Raw genomic sequence first — 20,832 nt, 5'->3', positions numbered from 1 at the left:
ACGCGCTCATCGCAGCACCTCCACCAGGGCGTCGACCGGGGCCTCGGCGACGCCGAGCACCAGGGTCGGGGCCAGACCGACCGCGAGGGCCAGCAGCACCAGCGGCGCCCACGCGACCAGTTCGGCGCGGGCCAGGCCGGGGGCGAGCCGCCCGACCGCCGGGCTGGGCCGGCCGTGCGTCACCCGGCGCAGCAGCCGCAGGAAGTACGCCGCGGTGAGCGCCCCGCCGACCGCCGCGAGCACGCCCAGGGTGGTCCAGAGCGCCCCGCCGGCCTGAACGGCGGCGACCACCGCGAACGCCTCGCCCCAGAAGCCGGCCAGCCCGGGCAGGCCGAGCGAGGCGACGGCGGCGAAGCCGAGCAGCCCGGCCAGCCGGGGGGCGGTCTCCCGCAGCCCGGACAGCTCGGCCAGCGACCCGGTGTGCGCGCGGTCCTTGACCGCGCCGGCCAGGAAGAAGAGCAGCCCGGTGATCACCCCGTGCGCGACGTTGCCGATCAGCGCGGCCTGGATGCCGGTGCTGGTGAGGGTGGCCACGCCGAGCAGCACGAAGCCCATGTGCCCCACGCTCGAGTACGCGATCAGCCGCTTCAGCTCGTCCTGGGCGAGGCAGACCAGCGCGCCGACCAGGATCGCCGCGACCGCCAGCGCGCCGAGCACCGGCGCGGCCCAGCGGGCGCCCTCCGGCGCCACCCCGACCGCCACCCGGATCAGGCCGTAGGTGCCCATCTTCAGCAGCACGCCGGCCAGGATCACGCTGCCCACGGTGGGCGCCTGGGTGTGCGCGTCGGGCAGCCAGGAGTGCAGCGGCCAGAGCGGGCTCTTCACCGCGAACGCCAACGCCAGCAGGGTGAACGCGGCCAGTTGGGTGCCCCGGGACAGCCCCGCCCCGCCGGTGAGCGCCACGATGTCGGCGGTGCCCGCGGCGGCCACCACGACGTAGACGCCGACCAGCAGCAGCACCGAGCCGAGCAGCGTGTAGAGGGCGAACTTGCGGGCCGCCCGCCGCCGGTCCGCGCCGCCCCAGCCGGCGATGACCGCGTACATGGGCAGCAGGACGATCTCGAAGAAGACGAAGAAGAGCACCAGGTCGAGGGCGAGGAAGGTGCCCAGGATGCCGACCTCGACCACCAGCAGCAGCGCCACCAGCGCCCGGCCGCTGCCGCCCTCGGGCACCCGCCACAGGGTGTACCCGCAGCAGAGCAGGGTGAGCAGGGCGGTCAGCACGACCAGCGGCCAGGAGATGCCGTCCACGCCCAGGTGGAAGCGCAGTTCCAGACCGGGCACCCAGGGCAGGTCGATCCGGTGCCAGGGGCGCACCGCCGGGGCGCTCGGGGTGTAGCCGGACCAGGTGCGGTCGCCGAGCGCCAGCAGCGCCGCGGCCAGCAGGGTGACCGCGGCGGCCACCGTGCCGACCACCCGGGCGGCCCGGTCCCGCGGCGTCGCGGCCACCGCGACCGCGCCGAGCGCCGGCACCGCCAGCACCGCGACCAGCAGGAACTCCCCCAAGCTCATGCCGGCACTCCGCTTCGCTCCGTGCCGACATGAGGCACCACCGCACTGAGCCTGACGATTCGCTCGCTGCACTCGCTCATGCCGGCACTCCGCTTCGCTCCGTGCCGACATGAGGCACCACCGCACTGAGCCTGACGATTCGCTCGCTGCACTCGCTCATGCCGCGGCTCCGATCAGGGCGGCGGCCAGGCCGACCAGCAGCGCGCCGGCCAGCACCCCGGCCGCCGCGCGGGGCAGCGCCGCCCGGTGCAGCGCCGCCAGCCCCCCGCCGAGGCCGACGGCGGCCCGGCCGCTGCCGGTGACCGCGCCGTCCACCACCACCTCGTCGGCGGTACGCACCCCGCGCGCCACCGCGCCGGTGGGGCGTACGACCAGGGCGTGCTGGACGTCGTCGAGCCGGAACGCGCGGGCGAACACCGGCCGCAGCGGGCCCAGCGTGGCGGCCGGGTCACCGGCCGGGTCGCGCCGCCAGCGGGCCCAGGCGAGGCCAGCCCCGAGCGTCAGCAGGGCGAGCGGCAGCAGCACCTCCGGGCCGAGGTGCACCAGCGGCGCCGGCGGCAGCAGGTCCGACGGCCGGTCCGGGGTGGCCGGGGCCACCGGCCGCAGCAGGTCGGTGAACCCGCCGGCGAACCCGGCCAGCCCGAGCAGCGCGGCCGGGACGGCGAGCAGCAGCACCGGCCAGCGCATCACGGCGGGCGGGTCGTGCGGCTGGACGAGCGGGCTGCGCGCCGGGCCGAGGAACGTGCGCAGCAGCAGCCGGGTGGCGTACCAGGCGGTGATCGCGACGCCGGCCAGGCCGGCGAGCCAGAACAGCCAGCCCACCCAGACCGGCGCGGGACCGCCGCCGTGCAGCGCGTCCTCGGCGGCGTAGAGGATGCTCTCCTTGCTGAAGAAACCGGCGAGCGGCGGCAACCCGGCCAGCGCGCCGAGACCGACCACCGTGCACCAGAAGGTCACCGGCATGCCGCGCCGCAGACCGCCCATCCGGGACATCAGCGTGGTGCCGACCGCGTGGATCACCGCACCGGCGGCGAGGAACAGCAGCGCCTTGAACGCGGCGTGGGTGAGCAGGTGGAACAGCGCCGCCGCGGGCGCGCCGACCGCCAGCGCGCCGGTCATGTAGCCGATCTGGGATACCGTTGACCAGGCCAGCACCCGCTTGAGGTCGTCCTGGGCGGTGGCGGCGAGCGCACCGAGCAGCAGGGTCACCACGGCCATCACCCCGAGCACCGCCAGCGCGGCCGGCGCGCGTTCGAAGAGCGGGTAGAGCCGGGTGACCGCGTACACCCCGGCGGCGACCATGGTGGCGGCGTGGATCAGCGCGGAGATCGGAGTCGGGCCGGCCATCGCGTCCGGCAGCCAGGTGTGCAGCGGGAACTGGGCGCTCTTGCCGGCCACCCCGGCCAGCAGCAGCAGGCAGGCGGCGGTGAGCGTGCCGGTCGCGTGGTCGTGGGCCAGCACGTCGGCGATCCGGAAGCTGCCCGCCGAGACGCCGAGCAGCGCGATGCCGAGCAGGAAGCCGACGTCGCCGACCCGGGTGACCAGGAACGCCTTCATCGCCGCGGCGGGCGCCTCGGGCAGCCGGCGGTCGTGGGCGATCAGCAGGTACGAGCAGATGCCCATCACCTCCCAGCCGACCAGCAGCAGGATCAGGTCACCGGCGACCACCACCAGCAGCATGGCGGCGGTGAAGAGGCTGATCTGCGCCGCGTACGGCGGGTAGCGGTGGTCGACGTCGACGTCGTCGTGCGGGCCGCGCTTGAGGTAGCCGATCGAGTAGACCTGCACGGCCAGCGCCACCGCGGCGACCGCGACGGCGACCAGCGCGGCGGCGCCGTCCAGCCGGACGCCGATGGTGACGGCCAACCCGCCCAGGTCGACCCAGCTGCCGGACGACTCCGCCGGCCCGTCGAGGGTGACCAGCAGGGCCACCGCGAGCACGAGCGCGCCGGCCGCGCCGGCCACCCCGAGGGCGATCGCCGCGCGCCGCGCCCGCCCTTCGCCACCGTCGGGCGGCGCGGGTGGCAGCAGCAGGCCGACCAGGCCCGCCACCAGCGGTACGACCGGCAGCAGCGCGCCGAGCAGGGTGGTCGTGGTCACCGCTCCCCCTCGGGGCGCGCGGCGGGGCGGACCCCGGCCTCGACGGCGGCACCGGCGGCGGTGGCCGGCTCGATCGGGCGCTCGGTCAGCGGGACCTCGTCCACGGCGACGCTGGCCCGCAACCGGTAGAACTGGAGCACGATCGCCAGCCCGACCCCGATCTCCGCGGCGGCCAGCACGATCACGAAGAGCGCGAAGACCTGCCCGCCGTGCGGCAGCGCCGCCCGCACGGTGCTGTCCGCGGTGACCAGGACCAGGTTGACCGCGTTGAGCATCAACTCGACGGCCATCAGCACCAGCACCGCGTTGCGCCGGCGCAGCACGCCGTAGACGCCGAGGCCGAACAGCAGCGCGGCGGTGACGTACGGGATGACCGGCCTCACCGCGACGGCCCCCGCTCGGCATGCCCGGCCCGGTCCCGCTCGGCGGGCCGGCCCGCGCGGTCCCGCTCGGCGGCGGGGCGGCCGATGTCGGGGCGGGAGAGGACGATCGCGCCGACCAGCGCGGCCAGCAGCAGCACCGACAGCACCTCGAACGGGAGCACCCAGCCGCGGAAGATCTGGTCGCCCAGGCGTTCCGCGGTGCCCGCCTCGGGCAGCGCCACGGCCGTCCAGCGGTACGCGTCGACCAGCAGGGCGGCCAGCCCCGCCCCGGCCCCGCCGCCGATCAGCGCGGCCGGCCAGCCGGGGCGGTCCAGGTCGTCGGAGGCGCCGATCGGCGCCCGGGTCAGCATCACCGCGAACAGCAGCAGCACCACCACGGCGCCGACGTAGATCAGCACCTGCACCCAGGCCACCAGTTCGGCGCCGAGCACCAGGTAGATCCCGGCCAGCGCACCCAGGCAGACGACCAGGTAGAGGCCCGCCCGGACCAGGTGTTTCGTGCCCACCACCAGCGCACCCGAGCCGACCGCAACCGCGCCGAGGGCGAGCAGCAGCACGTCCGCACCGGTCATGCGCCGGCCCCGGGCTCGGGGCGTACGGCCGGGGCGACCGGCCGGTCGACGGGCGCGGCCGGGACCGCGGCCTTGCGCGCGGCGGCGGTCTCCTCCTTGGCCGGCTCGCCGTTCGGGTCGTGCGCGGGCGGCGGCGGCACGGTGCCCATCCACTGCCCGAGGTGGTCCTTGTCGTGCAGCAGGTCCTTGATGTCGTACTCGGCGTACTCGAACTCGGGCGACCAGTAGAGCGCGTCGAAGGGGCAGACCTCGACGCAGATGCCGCAGTACATGCAGAGCGAGAAGTCGATGTCGAACCGGTCGAGCACGTTGCGCTGGCGGGGGCGGGCGGCGCCGGGCACCGCCACCTCCTCCTTGTGCGAGTCGATGTAGATGCACCAGTCCGGACACTCGCGGGCGCAGAGCATGCAGACCGTGCAGTTCTCCTCCAGCAGCGCGATCACCCCGCGGGAGCGGGGCGGCAGCTCGGGGGCGACGTCCGGGTACTGCTGGGTGGTGGAGCGCCGGGTCATCGTCTTCAGCGTGACCGCCAGCCCCTTGACCAGGCCCGCGCCGGGCACGCCGCGCTCGCCGGTGCCGCCGCCGGCCTCGCTGCGCTCGCTGCGGTCGCTCATGCGGACCATCCTGCCCTGTGCCAGCGGCGCGCGCGACCACCCCCTGCACCCGGTCGGGCGGGGACCGGGTCACCCGCCGCTGCCACCGAGGTCGCCCGGGGCGGGCGGGAGCATCTCGACGCCGAGTTGCTGGAGGACCTGGAACAGCTCGTTGACGCTCCACACGTCGACGATCCGGCCGCTGTCGTCGAAGCGCAGGAAGCTGGCGCCGGAGTAGCTGACCACCCGGCCGGTCGGCGGCACCGGGCCGAACCGGCCGGCCTGGGTACCGGCCGCCCGCCAGTGCACCGCCACCCGGTTGCCGGCCGCCACCAGGTCCACGATCTTGTAGCGCAGGTCCGGGAAGGCCGCCCGGCGGTCCCGGTGCCAGGCCAGGGTGCCCTCCGGTCCGGCGCCGCCGAGCCCCGGGCACTCCGCCGCGACCAACTCGTACGCGGACTCCTCCCGGCCGGCGTTCCAGACGTCGGCGATGAAGCGCCGGGCCGCCGCCTCCACATCGGTCATCCCGGCAGCGTAGTCAGCGGCGGCGGGCCAGCCGCCCCGAGATCCGCGATGATGGGGGCAACCGAGGACACCGGAGGAGACGGCGTGGGCGGCGAATCAGGCGGGACGACCGGCGGCAAGTACGTCGAGCCGGGCGGCGAGTTCACCCGGGACCAGCGCTACATCGCCACCCGGATCACCGCCGACGGGCGGGACGGCTATCCGGTGGAGCCTGGCCGCTACCGGCTGGCGGTCAGCTACGCCTGCCCCTGGGCCAACCGGATGATCATCGTCCGCCGGCTGCTCGGGCTGGAGGAGGTGCTCTCCATGGCGGTGGCCGGGCCGACCCACGACGCCCGCAGCTGGACGTTCGACCTGGACCCGGGCGGGCGTGACCCGGTGCTCGGCATCGAGCGGCTCCAGGAGGCGTACTTCGCCCGGTTCCCCGGCTACGACCGGGGCATCACCGTGCCGGCGATCGTGGACGTGCCGACCGGGCAGGTGGTCACCAACGACTACGCGCAGATGACCCTGGACCTCTCCACCGAGTGGACCGCGTACCACCGCGAGGGCGCGCCGGAGCTCTACCCGGAGCGGCTGCGCGACGAGATCGACGAGCTCAACGCGGCGGTGTTCCGGGAGGTCAACAACGGCGTCTACCGCTGCGGCTTCGCCGGCAGCCAGGAGGCGTACGAGTCGGCGTACCGGCGGCTCTTCGACCAGCTGGACCGGCTCAGCGAGCGGCTGGCCGGGCAGCGCTACCTGGTCGGCGACACCATCACCGAGGCCGACGTGCGGCTCTTCACCACCCTGGCCCGCTTCGACGCGGTCTACCACGGCCACTTCAAGTGCAACCGGAGCAAGCTCACCGAGATGCCGGTGCTCTGGGCGTACGCCCGGGACCTGTTCCAGACCCCCGGCTTCGGCGACACCATCGACTTCGACCACATCAAGCGGCACTACTACGAGGTGCACCGGGACATCAACCCGACCGGGGTGGTGCCGCTGGGGCCCGACCTGGCGAACTGGCTCACCCCGCACGGCCGGGAGGCGCTGGGCGGCCGCCCGTTCGGCGACGGCACTCCCCCGCCACCCCCGCCCCCCGCCGAGCGCATCGACCCCACCCACACCCCCCTCCGCTGAGGGTTCCCAGCCTGTTGATCATGAGGTTGGCGGCGCGATCCGCCGGCGGCGACGCCGCCAACCTCATGATCGACCGAGCGGGGTGGGTCAGAGGGCGACCCGGACGGCGGCGGTGAGCACCAGTTGGGCCAGGGCGGCCGGGACCAGGACCAGCCAGCAGAGCCGCTGCAACTGGTCCTCGCGCAGCCGGGGGAACGCCACCCGCAGCCAGATGACCAGGAAGGACACCGCGAAGACCTTCAGCAGCGTCCAGAGCCAGCCGAGCTGCGCGTCGGCGAACGGGCCGTGCCAGCCGCCGAGGAACAGCACGGTGGTCAGCGCGGCGATCACCACGATCCCGACGTACTCGGCGAGCAGGAAGAAGGCGAACCGCAGGCCGGTGTACTCGGTCAGGTAGCCGAACACCAGCTCCGAGTCGGCGATCGGCATGTCGAACGGCGGGCGCCGGATCTCGGCCAGCCCGGCCACGAAGAAGATGACCATCGCGGGCGCCTGCCAGAGCAGCCACCACGGCTGCCATGCCTCGACGATGCCGGGCAGGCTGAGGGTGCCCGCCGCCATCGCCACCGACGCCGCCGCGAGCACCAGCGGCAGCTCGTAGCCGAGTAGCTGGGCGGCGCCGCGCAGCCCGCCGAGCAGGCTGTACTTGTTGGCCGACGCCCACGCCGACATCAGCACCGCCACCACGCCGACCCCGACCACGGCCAGCACGAAGAAGAGGCCGATGTCCAGCGGCTGCCCGACCAGGTCGCCGGGGCCGAGCGGGATGACCAGCAGGACGAGCAGGTAGGGCACCAGGGCGACGGCGGGGGCCAGCCGGAAGACCGCCCGGTCCGCCTCGGCCGGCGTGACGTCCTCCTTCTGCACGAACTTCACCCCGTCGGCGATGAGCTGCGCCCAGCCGTGGAACGCGCCCGCGTACATCGGGCCGAGCCGGCCCTGCATGTGCGCCATGACCTTGTGCTCGGCCTGCCCGACGAGCAGCGGCAGGGTGAGGAAGGCGACCAGCACGCCGCCCACCCGGATCACCAGTTCCAGCCAGAGCGGCATCAGGCCGTACCTCCGTCGCCGTCGGCCCGCTCGGTCGCGGCCGGCCCCTCCCGGGACGGCCGGTCCGCCGGCGGGCCGGAGCGGGCCGCCCCCGGGCCGCGGCCGCCGGGTGCGCCCGGTAGCGGACCGGCCTCGGCCGTGTCGGCCGGCGGGCCCGCCTCGGTCGCGCCCGGCGCCGGGCCGCCGGCGGGGCGGGCGGTGCGGGCCGGCCGGGTGCCGGGGGCCGGCCGGGCGGGCCGTTCCCGGGCCGGCCGGGCCGGTACGCCGCCGCGCGGGCCCTCGCCCGCCCCGCCGGCGCCGGCCGGTGTCGGCGTGGTGCCCCACTCGCCGGGCGCGGGCACCCCCGGCGGGCGGATCGGCCGGCGGCCGCCACCCGCCTCGGACTCGCCCGGCTCCTTTGCGCCCGGCCACGGCTTGGCCACCCGGGAGGCCAGCACGAACTCCTTGCGCAGCGGGTGCCCCTCGAACTCCGGCGGCAGCAACAGCGGTCGCAGGCCGGGATGGCCGGCGAAGTCGATGCCGAACATCTCGTGCGTCTCCCGCTCGTGCCAGGCGGCACCGGGGTAGACGTCGACCACCGAGGCCACCACCGGCGCCTCGCGCGGTACCCGGGTGCGCAGCAACACCCCGTGCCGGTGGGTGGTGGACCAGAGGTGGGCGACCACCGCGAAGCCCTCGGCAAGTTCGTCGACAGCGGAGAGCCAGTCGAAGAAGTCGCAGGCCAGCTCCGCGTCGTCGCGGGCGGCGCGGAGCGCCTGCGCCCAGCTCGCCGGCGGTACGTCGACGGTGGCGCGGGCGTGCGCCTGACCGCCGGAGACCGACGGGGTGGCCTCGGCGGGCGCGAGCAGCGCCACCACCCGCTGGCCGACCTCTTCCGGAGTCATGCGGCTGATCCTATGGCCTGCTCCGCCGGACGCGCCGGGGCGAGCCGGGCCGCCGGACGGGCACCGGCGGTACGCCCCGCCGACCCCGACGGGGCGATCTGCCGGCTTTGCCCGGCGGCCGGCCGAGCGCCGGGGAAAGATGAGTCTCGTGCGCGCTGTGACTGTGACCCCCGGTACCGCCGGCTCGCTGTCGCTCGTCGAGGACTATCCGGAGCCGGCGACCGACGAGGGCTCGATCCTGGTCGAGGCCCTGGCGGTCGGCATCTGCGGCACCGACCACGAGATCATCGCCGGCCACTACGGCGAGGCCCCGCCCGGCTTCGACCGCCTGGTGCTCGGGCACGAGTCGCTCGGCCGGGTGCTGGAGGACCCGACCGGCACCCTCCAGCCGGGCGACCTGGTGGCCGGGATCGTCCGCTACCCCGACCCGGTGCCCTGCCCGAACTGCGCCGTCGGGGAGTGGGACATGTGCCGCAACGGGCGGTTCACCGAGCACGGCATCAAGGCCCTGCCGGGCTTCGCCCGGGACCGCTGGCGGCTCCCGCCCCGGTTCGCCGTCGGGCTGGACCCGGCGCTGGCCCGGGTCGGCATGCTGCTCGAACCGACCAGCGTGGTGGCCAAGGCCTGGGACCACATCGAACGGATCGGGCACCGGGCCGAGTGGCAGCCGCAGTCGGTCCTGGTCACCGGAGCGGGACCGATCGGCCTGCTCGCGGCGTTGCTGGCCACCCAGCGCGGGCTCGCCGTGCACGTGCTCGACCTGGCCACCGAGGGGCCCAAGCCGGCGCTGGTCAGCGCGCTCGGCGCGACGTACCACTCGACGAAGGTGGACCAGATCGGCTTCGAGCCGGACGTGGTGATCGAGTGCACCGGGGCGCCCACCGTGGTGATCGACGTGATGTGTCAGGCCGCGCCGACCGGCGTGATCTGCCTGGCCGGCGTCTCCAGCGGCGGCCGGACCATCGACCTCGACGCCGGAGCGCTGAACCGCACCCTGGTGCTGGAGAACAACGTGGTCTTCGGCTCGGTGAACGCGAACCGCCGGCACTGGGACATGGCCGCCGAGGCGCTGGCCCGGGCCGACCAGTCCTGGCTGGAGTCGCTCATCACCCGGCGGGTGCCGGTGGAGCGCTACGCCGAGGCGTACACGCCGGGGCCGGACGACATCAAGGTGGTGCTGGACTTCGCCGCCTGACCGGACCGCCCCGGCCGCCACGTCGGGCCGGCGCGGCCGCCACGGCGGGCACAGCCGCTACGCCCGGCACGGTCGGCACCCCGGGCACGGTCGCCACGGCCGGGCCGGCGGCGCGGGTCAGATGCCGGGCAGCCGGCCGTTGCGGAACAGGTCCACGAAGAGCTGGTGGTCCTGCCGGGTCCGGACGCCGTACGCGTGCGCGAAGTCCACCAGGTGGCTGACGAAGCCGTCCTCGTCGGCGCCCACCGCCGCCACGATCGCCTCCTCCGTGGAGTAGTCCACCAGGTCGTGGCTGGACTCGTCGTCGGCCACCGAGTGCATCCGGGCCACCGCCCGGCCCAGGTCGGTCAGCACCCCGGCCAGCTCCTCCGGCTCGTTGACGTCGGACCAGTCCAGGTCGGCCGCGTACGGGGAGACCTCGGCGACCAGTTGCCCGACCCCGTCCAGCTCGGTGAAGCCGAGCCAGGGGTCCGCGTGCGCCTGGAGCGCGCGCTGCGACTCGGCGGTGCGGTGCCCCTGGTGCTGGAAGTAGCCGGCCACCGACTCGTCCCGGATGTGCCGGGCGACCGCCGGCACCTGCGCCTGCTTCATGTAGATGACGACGTCGTTCTCCAGCGCCTGGGTGTGCCCCTCCAGCAGCAGGTTGTACGACGGCAGCCCGGCCGACCCGATGCCCACGCCCTTGCGCAGCACCACGTCCTTGATCCGGGTGGCGACCGGCCGCAGCCGCGCCGAGGACGGCGGCAGGGTGCCCAGGTACTGCTCGAAGGCGGCGCGCACCCGGTCCCGGGTCTCCCGGTCCACCTCGAAGACCCCGTCGCCGAGGGAGAACCGGCGCTCGTAGTTGTCGATGGTGGTCTGGGCGGCGAGCAGGTCCACCCGGGTGTTCAGCCGGGCCTGCTGGAGCACCCGACGCAGCACCCCGTCGGCGGTGTCCAGGGTGATCGAGCCGATCGCGTCGTCCCCGCCGGCCGCGATGGCCCGTAGCTCGGTCAGGTACGACCGGGCGAAGCCGGCCACCAGGTCACCGATGGACCGGTCGGAGAGCGCCTTGCCGTAGCCGAGCAGGGCCACGCTGGCCGCGAGCCGCCGCAGGTCCCAGGTGAACGGCCCGACGTACGCCTCGTCGAAGTCGTTGACGTTGAACACCAGCTGGCCGGAGGCGTTCATGTAGGTGCCGAAGTTCTCCGCGTGCAGGTCGCCGTGGATCCACACCCGGCTGGTCCGCCCGTCGAGGAACCGGTCGTCGGCGAAGTCGCCGAGCTGGTCGGCGTAGAAGAGCGAGGCGCTGCCCCGGTAGAAGGCGAACGGCGAGGCCGCCATCTTGCGGAACTTGCGCCGGAACGCGGCCGGGTCGAGCGCCATCGAGGCGCCGAACTCCTCGGTCAGCACGTCGACGATGTGGGCGGAACGGCGTTCCGCGGAGTCGGTCATGGTGCGCAGGCTAGCCCTCGGCCGCCAGTGCCACGCTCGGCCGAGCGGACCGGGCCGGTGGGCTGGTCCGGCAGGTCAGGACGCCGGTGGGCGGACCGGCGGCGCGGTGAGCGACTCGACCGGACGCGGCGGCGTGCCGTCCCGGGGCGGGGCGTCCACCGGCGCGGCGAGCAGGTCCGGCCGGGGCACCCCACCGACGCCGGACTGCTCGGCGGCGATCTTCTCCTGGAGGCGCAGGATGCCGTGCAGCAGCGCCTCCGGCCGGGGCGGGCAGCCGGGCACGTAGACGTCGACCGGGATGAGCTGGTCGACACCCTTGGTCACCGAGTAGGAGTCCCAGTACGGGCCGCCGCAGTTGGAGCAGGCGCCGAACGAGATGACGTACTTCGGCTCGGGCATCTGGTCGTAGAGCCGCTTGATCGCGGGGGCCATCTTGTCGGTCACCGTGCCGGAGACCACCATCAGGTCGGCCTGCCGCGGGCCGTGGGCGAACGGAATGACGCCGAGCCGCATGAAGTCGTGCCGGCCCATGCTGCTGGCGATGAACTCGATGGCGCAGCAGGCCAGGCCGAAGTTGAAGACCCAGAGCGAGTAACGGCGGCCCCAGTTCAGCACGAACCGGATCGGCTCGCCGAGCACCCCCGGCAGCTGCACGACCGCCCCCTTCCTGTCCTCCACCCGACAGTCAACCACAGCGCCGCGGCGGCAACCCGACCGCCGAACGCCCGCGTCTGGCGAAGTGCCGGCGCGCCGGGGCGGCTCGTCCCGGCCGGCGCCGTCGGTTGCCGGGACCATGGCCGCGGTACGCCGGATCGCCCGGGCCGGACAGACGGCGAGCCGACAGTACGGCCATCGGACCCGCTGCAACCTTCGCACCCATCGACCGGTGTGACGGGTGTCGGGGCTCACCGCTCCGGACTGCCACGGGGGAGGACGAGTGACTGTGACGGAAGACGCGCGGGTCGGCGGGGCACCGCCCGACCCCCTGTCCGGGGCGACACCCGACGGGTCGCCGCCCCTCTTCGACGACTTCTACCACGCGCACTTCCGCGGGCTGGTGGTGCAGCTGCGGGCGTACACCGGGGATCTGGGGCAGGCCCAGGACCTGGTGCAGGAGGCGTTCTGCCGGGCCTTCGCCCGGTGGGACCGGGTGGCCGGCTACGACGACCCGCTGGCCTGGATCCGGCGGGTCGCCTGGAACCTCGCGCACAGCCGCTGGCGGCGGCTGCGCACCGCGCAGGCGTTCCTGCACCGGCAGCGCGAGGTGCACGTGGCCGGGCCGACGCCGGACCGGGTGGCCCTGGACGCCGCGCTGGCCCTGCTGCCGCCCCGGCAGCGCCGGGCGGTGGTGCTGCACTACCTCGCCGACCTGACCGTCGCCGAGATCGCCACGCAGGAACGCGTCGCGGAGGGAACCGTCAAGTCCTGGCTGCACCGGGGGCGGGCCGCGCTCGCCGCGTCCCTGCGGGACTCCGAGGAGGCACGCGATGTCTGAGCACGACGCAGTCGCTCTCGCCGAGCGCTTCGCCCGGTACCGCACCGAGGTGCTGGCCGAGGTCGAACCCCCGGGACCGGCGGCGGTCCGCCGGGCGGTGCGGCGGCGCCGCCGCCGGACGCTCGGCACGGCCGTCGCGGCGGTCCTGGCGCTGGGCACCGGCCCGATCTTCGGGTACGCGGCGCTGACCGACCCGGCTCCCCGCCCCGGCCCGGTCGACCCGACCGGCACCCCGTCCGCCTCCCCGTCGGCGACCGCCTCGGCGAGCCCGTCGGCGGCACCGACCAGCACCAGCCCGGCCCCGACGGTGCCGGACGGCCGGATCAGCCGCGCGCAACTGCTCGCCACGCCGGTGTCGCTGCCGCCCTGGCGCCCCGGACCGAGCTGCCCGGTCACCGACACCCGGCTGGCCGGCGCGGCGACCCGCGACCAGACCAACGTGCTCCAGGGGCTGGCGTACGGCGACGTCGACGGTGACGGCGCCACCGAGACGGTCGCGCTGGTGCACTGCCTGCTCGGCACCGGCGGGCCGGAACAGGTGGTGGTGTTCGACCGCGACCCGGCCGGCAAGGTGATCACGCTGGGTCGGGTGGTGGCCACCGCGCGGGAGACGCCGCAGTGGCTCACCGACGTGGCGGTCCGGCCGGACGGGGTGGTCCGGGTGCAGGTTGCCGACATCGCCCCGGGCGGCGGCTGGCCCGGCGAGTGGTCGCAGCGGCAGTGGCGCGGCTACCGCTGGGCCGACGGGCGGTTCGCGCAGGTCGAGGGGCCGACCTCGTTCGGGCCGAACCCGCATGGGATGAACCTGGTCGTCACCGCCACCGACCTGGTGCTCGACACCCTGCCGGACGGCTCCCGGGTGGGCACGGTGACCGTGCGGATCCGCAACGCGGGCACCGCTCCGGCCGCGTACGTGGCGCTCCGGCTCGACCTGCCGGCGGCGCTGCGCCCCGACGGCGACGGGTGGTCGGCCTGCCGCAACGAACCGGAGGCCACCCGGCAGCCGGTGACCTGCGACCTGAACCGGGTCGAGGCCGGCGCGGAGGTCCGGCTCACGCTGGGCCTGCGGGCGACGGCGGGAGCCGCCGTCGGCCAGGGCACGGCCGACGTGGACGCCCGGCCGATGGACAGCCGGTCCGATTTCGTGGCGGAGGTCTACGACAGCGACAACCTGGTGAAGATCGACTACCGGTGAGCGCGGGTCCGGTGCGGCGGGTGTTCCCGCCGCACCGGGCCGTCACCAGGCTGGGCGTTGCAGCAGGCCGACGAACTCCACCAGCAGCCGTTCCCGCAGCGCCGGCGGCGCGGCGTCGAGCAGCGCGTTGACCAGGGCCATCCGCTCCGGCAGCGGCCCGGCGCCGGAGGACGCCGCGCCGCCCGCTTCGCCGGCACCCGCCCCGGCGGGGTCCGCCCCGGCGCCGAGGCCCAGCCCGGCGGCCAGGCCGGCGACCAGGTCCGGGCTGAGCGCCTCCGGGGTCAGCGTGGTGGCCAGGGCCCGCAGCTCGGCCGGCAGCCGTACCGGCCCGGCGGCCCGGGCGGCGGCCACCGCGGCGAGCAGGTCCGGGCCGAACTCGGCCACCCGGGGGGCCACCGACGCGGTGACGGTCAGGTGCACGCTGGCCGGCAGGTCGGCGTACGAGAGCTGGGGCTGGGTGTGCCAGCCGCGCGCGGCCAGCTCGTCGACCAGCACGAACAGGTCCAGCTCCGGGTCGGTGCTGGTGAAGCAGACCACCGTCGACTCCGGCTCGGCCATCAGCCGCAGCCCGTCGACGCCGCGCACCGCGTCCGCCAGCCCGGCCACCGCGTCCCGGGTCAGCGCCGCCAGCCGCAGGTAGCCGTCGTCGCCGAGGTGCCGCAGAGTGGCGTACGCGGCGGCGATCGGCCCGCCCGAGCGGGTCGAGGCGATCACCGGGTTGATCATCGTGTAGCCGGGCCAGTCGGCGAACGCGAAGTACTGCGCGGCGCGCAACGACGGGTCCCGGTGCAGCAGCACCGACACCCCCTTGGGCGCGTACGCGTACTTGTGCAGGTCGACCGAGATCGAGGTGACCCCGGGCACGGCGAAGTCGAACGGCGGCACCGGTGCGCCGAGCCGGCGCAGCCAGGGCAGCGTCCAGCCGCCGAAACAGGCGTCCACGTGGCAGCGCACCCCGGCCGCCGCGGCGACCGCCGCGATCTCGGCCACCGGGTCCACCACGCCGTGCGCGTACGAGGGGGCGGAGCAGACCACCAGGACGGTCGCCGGACCGATCGCGGCGGCCACGTCGGCGACCGCCGGGCGGAGCGTCTCCGCCGACACCGGCACCGGATCGAGCGCCACCCGCAGGTAGTGCGCCGCCTTGGCGAACGCGGCGTGCGCGCTGGCCGGCACCACTATCCGCGGCGCGGCGATCTCCGGGTGGGCGTCCCGGGCCGCCTTCACGGCCAGGATCAGCGACTCGGTGCCGCCGCTGGTGACGCTGCCGACGACGTCCGGGGCGGTGCTGCCGGGGCCGCCGCCGAGCAGCCGGGCGGCCGCGCCGACCAGCGCGTTCTCCATCGCCAGCAGGGACGGGAAGGCGGTCGGGTCGAGCCCGTTGACGTGCGCGCTCTCCGCGTACGCGGCGATCGCCAGCTCGTCCAGCCCGGGCACCGCCGGGTCGTAGACGTACGCGAACAGCCGCCCGCCGTGGGTCGGCCGGTCCAGCTTGCGCAGTCCCCGCACCTCGGCCAGCACCGTCTGCGCCGGCACCCCCGGCCCCAGCGGCGCGCGCTCGTCCCGCTCCTCGTCGTTCATGGAAGTTGTGCTGCCCTTTCCGTGCGGCTCAGCGGCTGTCGTTCCCCACCGCGACTGCCTGGTCGCCGGGGTGACCCGGTCCGGCCTCGGCGAGGCGGGCGGGGGTGAGGTCGTACGGGCGGAGCGCCACCAGGGCCACGGCCACCAGCAGGGCGGGCAGGACGGTGAAGCCGAGCAGCACGCCGAGGCGGGCGCTGTCCGACTGGGCGGCCGCCGTCCCGGTGTCGGAGGAGACGTAGCCGGAGACCTGGAGGACCAGCCCGTAGATGCCCGGGCCGAGGGCCAGTCCGAAGGTCTCCCCCGCCGTCCAGAGCCCGGTGAACACGCCGGCCTGCCGCCGGCCGGTGCGCGCCTCGTCCCAGGCGATGCAGTCCGGGAGCATGGCCAGCGCGAAGACCTGCTGGCCGGCGTAGCCGCAGCCGATCAGCGCGACCACCAGGTAGACCGCCACCGGCGGCAGCACCGGGGCGGCCACCAGCACGAGCGCGCCCACCGCGAGGATCAGCGACGCGGCGACCAGCGCGGCCAGCTTGCCCACCCGGGCGCCGACCCGGGTCCAGAGCGGCATCACCAGCAGCGCCGGCCCGACGAAGCAGACGAAGAGGAGGGTCGGCCCGCCGTCGGGGTCGCGCAGGATCTGCCCGGCGAAGTAGTTGACCCCGGCCAGGATGGTGGCCACCCCGGCGGACTGCACCACGAAACAGAGCAGCAGCGCCCGGAACGGCCGGTTACGGGCGGCCACCGCGAGCTGCGCGCGCAGCGTCGGTTCGCTCTCGGCCACCGTGCCGGTCGGCGCGCCCCGGGTGCCGAGGAAGGCGCCCACCGCGCCGAGCACGATCAGCGCCGCGACGAAGAGCCCCATCCAGCGGTGCCCGGCGACGCCGCCGCCGGTGGCCGACACGACCAGCGGGGCGACCGCCCCGGACACCAGGATGGCGACCGCCAGCAGCGCGATCCGCCAGCTCATCAGCCGGGTGCGTTCGGCGTAGTCGCCGGTCAGCTCGGCCGGCATCGCCACGTAGGGCACCTGGAAGAAGGCGAACGCGGTGGCGGTGGCCAGGAAGGCGACCGCCACGTACCCGGCGGCGGCCGGGCCGGCGTCCACCGGGCCGGCGAAGATGGCCGCGAAGAGCAGCGCCATCGCCACCCCGGCGACCAACAGGTACGGCCGGCGGGCGCCCCAGCGCGACCGGGTGCGGTCGGAGATCCGCCCGGCCGCCGGGTTGACCAGCACGTCCCACGCCTTCGGCCCGAGCACCAGCAGGGCGGCCACCCCGGCGGCGACGCCGAGGGTGTCGGTGAGGTACGGCAGCAGCAACAGCCCCGGCACGGTGCCGAACGCCCCGGTGGCCAGCGAGCCCAGCGCGTAGCCGGCGTGCACCCGACGCGGTAGCCCGCCCGGGACCGGACCGGTTCCAGCCGGCGGCGCGTCCATGGGGCCGAATGTTACTCACGTTATGGCCGGGGTCACATCCCCTCTTCCGGCGACCAGGCGGCCGCCGCCATGTCTACCCCGACTCCGCGCAACGGCGTACCCTCCGCCCGCAGCCGGGCCCGCGCCTCCCGCTCGTGCCCGGGCGGCAGCCGGCCGGCCGAGTTCACCACCCGGTGCCAGGGCACCCCGCCGCCGTGCCGCGCCATGATCGAGCCGACCAGCCGGGCCGAGGCCCGCCCGGAGCGCTCGGCCAGCGCGTCGGCGACCGCCCCGTACGACATCACCCGGCCCGCCGGGATCCGCTCGACCAGTTCGAGCACCGCCTCGACATATTCATCAGGGCTCACGACCGGCCAGGATATGGGAACGGCGCGGGGCGCGGCCGGCTCGACCACGCAGAATGGGCGGGTGCGCGACGTAGTCACGGCCGCCCGGCGGGTGGTCGTCAAGATCGGATCCTCCTCGTTGACCACCGCCGCCGGCGGGCTGGACGACGGGCGGGTCGACGCGCTGGTCGACGCCCTCGGCGCCCGGGCCGCCGACGGCCGCGAGGTGGTGCTGGTCTCCTCCGGCGCGATCGCCGCCGGCCTGGCCCCGCTCGGGCTGGCCCGGCGCCCGCGCGACCTGGCCACCCAGCAGGCCGCCGCCAGCGTCGGCCAGGGCCTGTTGATCGGGCGGTACGCGGCCAGCTTCGCCCGGCACCGGCTCACCGTCGGGCAGGTGCTGCTCACCGTCGACGACGTGACCCGGCGGGCGCACTACCGCAACGCGTACCGGACCCTGCGCAAGCTGCTCGACCTGCGGGCGGTGCCGATCGTCAACGAGAACGACACGGTGGCCACCGAGGAGATCCGGTTCGGCGACAACGACCGGCTGGCCGCCCTGGTCGCCGCGCTGGTGCAGGCCGACCTGCTGGTGCTGCTGTCGGACGTGGACGCGCTCTGGACCGGTGACCCGACCCGGCCGGGCGCGGCCCGGATCAGCGAGGTGCACGACGAGCGGGACCTGGCCGGCGTGGACATCGGCGGCGCGGGCCGGGCCGGGGTGGGCACCGGCGGCATGGTGACCAAGGTCGAGGCGGCCCGGATCGCCACCGGCTTCGGCATCCCGGTGGTGCTCACCGCCGCCGACCGGGCCGCCGAGGCGCTCGCCGGTGAGCCGGTCGGCACGCTGTTCCACCCCAGCCGGCGGCGGCCGGCCGCCCGGCTCTTCTGGCTCGCCCACGCCACCTCGCCCCGCGGCCGGCTGCACCTGGACCCGGGCGCGGTGGCGGCGGTGGTCGACCGGCGCAAGTCGCTGCTGCCCGCCGGGATCACCGCTGTCGACGGGGCGTTCACCGCCGGCGACCCGGTGGACCTGGTGGACGCCGAGGGCGCGCCGGTGGCCCGCGGGCTGGTCAACTACGACGCGGTCGAACTGCCGGGCCTGCTCGGCCGGTCGACCGGGGAACTCGCCGCGGCGCTCGGCCCGGCGTACGAACGGGAGGTCGTCCACCGCGACGACCTGGTGGTGCTGTGAGGAGTGTCGGATGAGCGTGACCGAGCAGGCCCGCCGGGCCCGGACGGCGGCGGAGCAACTCGCCGTCGCCACCCGTACCGCCAAGGACGCGGCGTTGCACGCGATGGCCGACGCGCTGGTGGCGCGTACGCCGGAGATCCTGGCCGCGAACGAGGCGGACCTGGCGGCCGGGCGATCGGCCGGGCTGACCGCGGCCGTGCTGGACCGGCTGGCGCTGGACGCGGGCCGGGTGGCCGGCATCGCCGACGCGCTGCGGCAGATGGCCGCCCTGCCCGACCCGGTCGGCGAGGTGGTCCGCGGCTCGACCCTGCCCAACGGCCTGGAGCTGCGCCAGATCCGGGTGCCGTTCGGGGTGGTCGGGATCATCTACGAGGCCCGGCCGAACGTGACAGTGGACGCGGCCGGCATCTGCCTGAAGTCCGGCAACGCGGCGCTGCTGCGCGGCTCGTCGTCGGCGGCGCACTCCAACGCGGCGCTGGTCGCGGTGCTGCGCGACGCGGTCGCCGGGGCCGGCCTGCCGGCCGACGCGGTGCAACTGCTCGACGCCGGCTCGCGCGACTCGGTCAAGGAACTGATGCGCGCCCGGGGGCTGGTCGACGTGCTGATCCCGCGCGGCGGCGCGTCGCTGATCCGCACAGTGGTCGAGGAGTCGACCGTGCCGGTGATCGAGACCGGGGTCGGCAACTGCCACGTCTACGTGGACGCCGCCGCCGACCTGGCCAAGGCCGTGGCGATCGCCCTGAACGCGAAGACCCAGCGACTGTCCACCTGCAACACCGCGGAGTCGCTGCTGGTGCACGCGGCCGTCGCCGACGCCTTCCTGCCGCCGATGCTGACCGCGTTCGCCGAGGCCGGGGTGACCGTGCACGGCGACGAGCGGGTGGCCGCGCACTCCGCAGCGGTGCTGCCCGCCACCGACGAGGACTTCGCCACCGAGTACCTCTCGGCGGACATCTCGGTGGCGGTGGTCGACTCGCTGGACGCCGCGGTCGCGCACATCCGGCGGTACGGCACCGGCCACACCGAGGCGATCGTCACCGACTCGACCACCGCCGCCCGCGAGTTCGTGGCCCGGGTGGACGCGGCGGCGGTGATGGTCAACGCCTCCACCCGGTTCACCGACGGCGGCGAGTTCGGCTTCGGCGCGGAGATCGGCATCTCCACCCAGAAGCTGCACGCCCGGGGCCCGATGGGCCTGCCCGAGCTGACCTCCACCAAGTACGTGGTGACCGGGAACGGTCACCTGCGCTGACGTGCCGGCCCGCCGGTCCCGCGGACGTCCCGGGTGGACCGGCGGTGGGGTGTCGCCGGGGATTGCGGCCGGCCGATAGTCTGGGGCCGGTTCGGCACGGCTTGTCTGGGGAGGCGACATGCTGGGCGAGAGCGCCCTGGAAGAGCAACTGGCACAGGCCCGGGCCGCGCTGCGCGAGGTGGGCCGCGGGGTCACCCCGCCGGAGCGCACCGAGTCGGTGGGCGAGGCGGCGGACGGCCGGATCCGGGTCACCCTGGGCACCGACGGTCGGGTCAGCGCCATCGAGATCGACCCCCGGGTGCTCCGCGACGGCTCGGACTACCTCGCCGACGAGCTGCGCCTGGCGGTGAACGCCGCGCTCGACGGCCAGGACGACGGCCCGGCCGCCGCCGAGCCGATGCCCGACCTCGCCGCGATCACCGCCACCGTCGAGCGCCTCCAGGACCAGAGCCTGCGGCAGATGCGCGAGATGAGCCAGGCGATCAGCGAGACCATGCGGAAGCTGCAGCAGCGGAGCTGACGATGGAGAACCTCGACGTCGACATCGACGCCCTGCGCCGGGGCGCGGCGGAACTGGAACAGGCCCGGGATTCCGTCCGGCAGATCTTCGAGAGCTTCCAGGCCGCGGTCGCCGGCTACGCCGCCGCGTTCGGCGGCGACGACATCGGCTCGCTGCTCGGCATCGCCCACCAGTCCTGCGTGGACGCCTTGACCGAGTGCCTGAGCACCAACATCGACGAGCTGGGCAACTACGCCGACGGGCTGCACCAGATGGCCGACGGCTACCGGGCCGTCGAGGAGGACGTCGCGGCGTCCTTCCGCTCGATGCTCGGCGCACTGGGCGGATGAGCGCCCGGCGCGCCGGGCGGACGAGCGCCCGGCGCGCCGGGCGGACGAGCGACGCACGAAAGGAGTCACGGTGGGCCTGACCCTGCCGGGCGAACTCGCCTCCCTGCTGTCGATGCTCGGCTACGAGTGGCCGCAGT

20 protein-coding genes and 1 pseudogene are annotated in these 20,832 nt (G+C 75.3%); 8 read left to right on the top strand and 13 right to left on the bottom strand.

What is annotated here, in order from left to right; genetic code table 11:
- Nucleotides 1-6 precede the first annotated feature (6 nt).
- The 6 genes from SM577_RS05395 to SM577_RS05370 form a co-directional block, all read right to left on the bottom strand.
- Nucleotides 7-1,512: a complex I subunit 4 family protein gene (locus SM577_RS05395; RefSeq protein WP_302919552.1), complete on the bottom strand. Its 1,506-nt coding sequence runs from the start codon at nucleotides 1,510-1,512 to the stop codon at nucleotides 7-9.
- Between the two features lie 156 nt (nucleotides 1,513-1,668).
- A complete protein-coding gene (locus SM577_RS05390; RefSeq protein WP_474586420.1) occupies nucleotides 1,669-3,612 on the bottom strand; it encodes an NADH-quinone oxidoreductase subunit 5 family protein in 1,944 nt (647 codons plus the stop codon).
- Nucleotides 3,609-3,995 (bottom strand): NADH-quinone oxidoreductase subunit NuoK, encoded by a 387-nt coding sequence (gene nuoK, locus SM577_RS05385; protein WP_302919554.1) that lies wholly within the window; start codon nucleotides 3,993-3,995, stop codon nucleotides 3,609-3,611. The genes SM577_RS05390 and nuoK overlap by 4 nt, the downstream gene beginning before the upstream one ends.
- Nucleotides 3,992-4,567, bottom strand: a complete 576-nt coding sequence (locus SM577_RS05380) for an NADH-quinone oxidoreductase subunit J family protein (protein ID WP_474581470.1) — start codon at nucleotides 4,565-4,567, stop codon at nucleotides 3,992-3,994. Before SM577_RS05380 ends, nuoK begins: the two co-directional genes overlap by 4 nt.
- Nucleotides 4,564-5,190, bottom strand: coding sequence for a NuoI/complex I 23 kDa subunit family protein (locus SM577_RS05375; RefSeq protein WP_474586419.1), 627 nt, complete (start codon nucleotides 5,188-5,190; stop codon nucleotides 4,564-4,566). Before SM577_RS05375 ends, SM577_RS05380 begins: the two co-directional genes overlap by 4 nt.
- Before the next feature lie 60 nt (nucleotides 5,191-5,250).
- Nucleotides 5,251-5,685 carry an ester cyclase gene (locus SM577_RS05370; protein ID WP_302919557.1) on the bottom strand — a complete coding sequence of 145 codons (435 nt, stop codon included), beginning with the start codon at nucleotides 5,683-5,685 and terminating at the stop codon, nucleotides 5,251-5,253.
- A 51-nt stretch (nucleotides 5,686-5,736) separates the two neighbouring features.
- Between SM577_RS05370 and SM577_RS05365 the strand changes: the two genes are divergently transcribed.
- Nucleotides 5,737-6,807 carry a glutathione S-transferase family protein gene (locus SM577_RS05365; RefSeq protein WP_474586451.1) on the top strand — a complete coding sequence of 357 codons (1,071 nt, stop codon included), beginning with the start codon at nucleotides 5,737-5,739 and terminating at the stop codon, nucleotides 6,805-6,807.
- A gap of 87 nt (nucleotides 6,808-6,894) precedes the next feature.
- On the opposite strand, the gene SM577_RS05360 is transcribed toward SM577_RS05365, so the two are convergent.
- Entirely contained in the window at nucleotides 6,895-7,857 is a 963-nt protein-coding gene (locus SM577_RS05360; protein WP_302919559.1) for a complex I subunit 1/NuoH family protein, read from the bottom strand.
- Nucleotides 7,858-8,141: 284 nt separating this feature from the next.
- Nucleotides 8,142-8,741: pseudogene (locus tag SM577_RS05355) on the bottom strand (NADH-quinone oxidoreductase subunit C); the annotation flags it as partial.
- A gap of 148 nt (nucleotides 8,742-8,889) precedes the next feature.
- Between SM577_RS05355 and SM577_RS05350 the strand changes: the two are divergent.
- Entirely contained in the window at nucleotides 8,890-9,936 is a 1,047-nt protein-coding gene (locus SM577_RS05350) for a glucose 1-dehydrogenase (protein WP_302919560.1), read from the top strand.
- Nucleotides 9,937-10,053: 117 nt separating this feature from the next.
- Here the strand turns inward: SM577_RS05350 and SM577_RS05345 are convergent, their stop codons facing one another.
- Together SM577_RS05345 and SM577_RS05340 are read right to left on the bottom strand one after the other, a co-directional pair.
- A complete protein-coding gene (locus tag SM577_RS05345) occupies nucleotides 10,054-11,370 on the bottom strand; it encodes a DUF2252 domain-containing protein (protein ID WP_302919561.1) in 1,317 nt (438 codons plus the stop codon).
- A 75-nt stretch (nucleotides 11,371-11,445) separates the two neighbouring features.
- Nucleotides 11,446-12,024, bottom strand: coding sequence for an NADH-quinone oxidoreductase subunit B (locus tag SM577_RS05340; RefSeq protein WP_302919562.1), 579 nt, complete (start codon nucleotides 12,022-12,024; stop codon nucleotides 11,446-11,448).
- Nucleotides 12,025-12,307: 283 nt separating this feature from the next.
- On the opposite strand from SM577_RS05340, the gene SM577_RS05335 reads away from it, so the two are divergent.
- Together SM577_RS05335 and SM577_RS05330 are read left to right on the top strand one after the other, a co-directional pair.
- Nucleotides 12,308-12,865, top strand: coding sequence for an RNA polymerase sigma factor (locus SM577_RS05335; protein WP_474581467.1), 558 nt, complete (start codon nucleotides 12,308-12,310; stop codon nucleotides 12,863-12,865).
- Nucleotides 12,858-14,060 carry a hypothetical protein gene (locus tag SM577_RS05330; RefSeq protein WP_474586418.1) on the top strand — a complete coding sequence of 401 codons (1,203 nt, stop codon included), beginning with the start codon at nucleotides 12,858-12,860 and terminating at the stop codon, nucleotides 14,058-14,060. Before SM577_RS05335 ends, SM577_RS05330 begins: the two co-directional genes overlap by 8 nt.
- 42 nt (nucleotides 14,061-14,102) lie before the next feature.
- Here the strand turns inward: SM577_RS05330 and SM577_RS05325 are convergent, their stop codons facing one another.
- From SM577_RS05325 to SM577_RS05315, 3 genes are read right to left on the bottom strand one after another with little or no spacing between them, the layout of a single operon-like run.
- A complete protein-coding gene (locus SM577_RS05325; protein WP_474581466.1) occupies nucleotides 14,103-15,641 on the bottom strand; it encodes a pyridoxal phosphate-dependent decarboxylase family protein in 1,539 nt (512 codons plus the stop codon).
- 28 nt (nucleotides 15,642-15,669) lie between these two features.
- On the bottom strand, nucleotides 15,670-17,076 hold the full coding sequence (locus tag SM577_RS05320) for an MFS transporter (protein ID WP_474586417.1): 1,407 nt from the start codon (nucleotides 17,074-17,076) through the stop codon (nucleotides 15,670-15,672).
- Between the two features lie 32 nt (nucleotides 17,077-17,108).
- Nucleotides 17,109-17,423: an MGMT family protein gene (locus SM577_RS05315; RefSeq protein ID WP_302919566.1), complete on the bottom strand. Its 315-nt coding sequence runs from the start codon at nucleotides 17,421-17,423 to the stop codon at nucleotides 17,109-17,111.
- 61 nt (nucleotides 17,424-17,484) lie between these two features.
- Between SM577_RS05315 and proB the strand changes: the two genes are divergently transcribed.
- From proB to SM577_RS05295, 4 genes are all read left to right on the top strand, one after another.
- Nucleotides 17,485-18,594 carry a glutamate 5-kinase gene (gene proB, locus SM577_RS05310; RefSeq protein ID WP_474586416.1) on the top strand — a complete coding sequence of 370 codons (1,110 nt, stop codon included), beginning with the start codon at nucleotides 17,485-17,487 and terminating at the stop codon, nucleotides 18,592-18,594.
- A 10-nt stretch (nucleotides 18,595-18,604) separates the two neighbouring features.
- The gene (locus SM577_RS05305) at nucleotides 18,605-19,846 is read left to right on the top strand and encodes a glutamate-5-semialdehyde dehydrogenase (protein WP_302919568.1); all 1,242 of its coding nucleotides are present in this window, start codon (nucleotides 18,605-18,607) and stop codon (nucleotides 19,844-19,846) included.
- 118 nt (nucleotides 19,847-19,964) lie between these two features.
- Complete coding sequence (locus tag SM577_RS05300) at nucleotides 19,965-20,366, top strand: YbaB/EbfC family nucleoid-associated protein (protein WP_302919569.1); 402 nt, start codon at nucleotides 19,965-19,967, stop codon at nucleotides 20,364-20,366.
- Between the two features lie 2 nt (nucleotides 20,367-20,368).
- Nucleotides 20,369-20,695, top strand: a complete 327-nt coding sequence (locus SM577_RS05295; RefSeq protein WP_302919570.1) for a hypothetical protein — start codon at nucleotides 20,369-20,371, stop codon at nucleotides 20,693-20,695.
- Nucleotides 20,696-20,832 lie beyond the last annotated feature (137 nt).

Source organism: Micromonospora desertarenae (assembly GCF_056150265.1).
The sequence above is the reverse complement of the archived record's forward strand: the minus strand, read 5'-3'. Positions and strand labels throughout refer to the sequence as shown.